The organism is Tenacibaculum sp. Mcav3-52 (assembly GCF_022347665.1).
GTDB classification, from domain to species: domain Bacteria; phylum Bacteroidota; class Bacteroidia; order Flavobacteriales; family Flavobacteriaceae; genus Polaribacter; species Polaribacter mesophilus.
In genome coordinates this window covers 1-1,497 of sequence record NZ_JAKRGE010000012.1, presented here as the reverse complement: position 1 = coordinate 1,497, position 1,497 = coordinate 1, and the positions used below count along the sequence as shown (strand labels likewise).

The following is a 1,497-nucleotide window of genomic DNA, read 5'->3' as shown; positions in this document are numbered from 1 at the left end:
CCTGGTACATTTATACTGTAGTTTCCACTGGCGTCTACCGTTCCTGTATAGGTATTCCCATTGATTATTAAGGTTACAGTATCACCCGTATTAAAGTCACCAGTTACAGTTCCAGTCACAGGGATGTCAGTTCCAGCTTCTACTGCGTCAATGATATTGTCTGGAGTGATGTCATCAATAACAATAGAAAGGGTAGGAGCTGTGGTATCTACATTATACAGGTGAGTATCAGTGGCTGAAGTAGTATTTCCAGCAGTATCAGTAGTAGTAACACTTGCTTCTACTGTCGTGTCTGTGTCAGCGGCTAAGTCTGACCCTGGTACATTGATGCTGTAGTTTCCACTGGCATCTACGGTACCGGTGTAGTTGTTTCCATTGATTACTAAGGTTACCGTGTCGCCGGTATTGAAATCTCCACCTACTGTTCCGGTGACTGCAATGGTTGTTCCTGCTTCTGTTGCATTGACAATGTTGTCTGCCGTGATGTTGTCTACACTTATGGTAGGAACTGGAGCGGTCGTGTCTACATTATAAACATGATTCGTGTTTGCATTTCCTGCATTCCCCGATCCGTCTGTTGTCGCTACACTTGCTTCTACTGTCGTGTCTGTGTCAGCGGCTAAGTCTGACCCTGGTACATTGATGCTGTAGTTTCCACTGGCATCTACGGTACCGGTGTAGTTGTTTCCATTGATTACTAAGGTTACCGTGTCGCCGGTATTGAAATCTCCACCTACTGTTCCGGTGACTGCAATGGTTGTTCCTGCTTCTGTTGCATTGACAATGTTGTCTGCCGTGATGTTGTCTACACTTATGGTAGGAACTGGAGCGGTCGTGTCTACATTATAAACATGATTCGTGTTTGCATTTCCTGCATTCCCCGATCCGTCTGTTGTCGCTACACTTGCTTCTACTGTCGTGTCTGTGTCAGCGGCTAAGTCTGACCCTGGTACATTAATGCTGTAGTTTCCACTGGCATCTACGGTACCGGTGTAGTTGTTTCCATTGATTACTAAGGTTACCGTGTCGCCGGTATTGAAATCTCCACCTACTGTTCCGGTGACTGCAATGGTTGTTCCTGCTTCTGTTGCATTGACAATGTTGTCTGCCGTGATGTTGTCTACACTTATGGTAGGAACTGGAGCGGTCGTGTCTACATTATAAACATGATTCGTGTTTGCATTTCCTGCATTCCCCGATCCGTCTGTTGTCGCTACACTTGCTTCTACTGTCGTGTCTGTGTCAGCGGCTAAGTCTGACCCTGGTACATTAATGCTGTAGTTTCCACTGGCATCTACGGTACCGGTGTAGTTGTTTCCATTGATTACTAAGGTTACCGTGTCGCCGGTATTGAAATCTCCACCTACTGTTCCGGTGACTGCAATGGTTGTTCCTGCTTCTGTTGCATTGACAATGTTGTCTGCCGTGATGTTGTCTACACTTATGGTAGGAACTGGAGCGGTCGTGTCTACATTATAAACATGATTCGTGTTTGCA

1 protein-coding gene is annotated in these 1,497 nt (G+C 45.9%); it reads right to left on the bottom strand.

Annotated features, from left to right (window positions below; translation table 11 throughout):
- Positions 1 to 1,497, bottom strand: a 1,497-nt coding sequence (locus MHM83_RS16120) for an Ig-like domain-containing protein (protein ID WP_239180891.1), incomplete at both ends; no start/stop codon positions are given.